The sequence below is a fragment of the Falsirhodobacter sp. alg1 genome (assembly GCF_000739715.2).
In the GTDB taxonomy this organism is placed as follows: Bacteria; Pseudomonadota; Alphaproteobacteria; order Rhodobacterales; family Rhodobacteraceae; genus Falsirhodobacter.
Genome location: NZ_BBJC02000065.1, coordinates 1 through 694, shown reverse-complemented (window position 1 = coordinate 694; position 694 = coordinate 1). Strand labels below are relative to the sequence as shown.

General features: G+C 63.8%; 1 protein-coding gene and 2 pseudogenes. 1 reads left to right on the top strand and 2 read right to left on the bottom strand.

What is annotated here, in order from left to right:
* Positions 1-77 (bottom strand): hypothetical protein (locus tag TR36_RS16180; RefSeq protein ID WP_237763607.1); only part of this gene is annotated, 77 nt, incomplete at its 3' end.
* Positions 55-456 (bottom strand): annotated as a pseudogene (locus TR36_RS14195) (LysR substrate-binding domain-containing protein); the annotation flags it as partial. The gene TR36_RS16180 and the pseudogene TR36_RS14195, both read right to left, overlap by 23 nt.
* 14 nt (positions 457-470) lie before the next feature.
* On the opposite strand from TR36_RS14195, the pseudogene TR36_RS14190 reads away from it, so the two are divergent.
* Positions 471-694: pseudogene (locus TR36_RS14190) on the top strand (histidinol dehydrogenase); the annotation flags it as partial.

Genomic DNA, 694 nt, shown 5'->3' with positions numbered 1-694 from the left:
GCGTTCACCTCTGCCACCGTTACCGCGCGCTCCAGTTCGAAGACGCAGTCGGTCAGCGAGGCATTGAGCAGCGGCACGCGCACGGCATGGCCGTTCAGACGGCCCTTCAGTTCGGGGTAGATCAGGGTGATCGGCGTGCTGCTCCAGATATTCCGGCGAAGCATAAAGCTGCATGCGGATGGTCATCAGCCGTTTACGGATCAGGTCGGCCTGGCTCGGCTCTTTCATGCGGATGGCCACATCGGCCTCACGCATGGGCAGGTCCAGTACCCTCTCTTCCAGCATCAGATCGATTTTCAGCGCAGGATACTTCTTGTAAAGCGTGGTCAGACGCGGAGCCAGCCACATCGTGCCAAGGCCGATTGTCGTCGTCACGCGCAATTCGCCGAAAACCTCGTCCTCGCTATCGCGGATGCGGGCGGCGGCGGCGTCCAGCCGTTTGGCCATGGCGCTGGTGRYRYCSMWCMKMRGTGCTGATGAATGCGATCCCGGCCAAGGTGGCGGGTGTGGAGCGTCTGGTCGTGGCCTGCCCTACCCCCAATGGCGTAGTGAACCCGCTGGTCCTGTTGGCGGCGCGGATCTCGGGCGTGGACAGGGTGTACCGCATCGGTGGCGCGCAGGCCGTGGCGGCACTGGCCTATGGCACCGACACCATCCAGCCGGTCGACAAGATCACCGGCCCCGGTAATGCCTT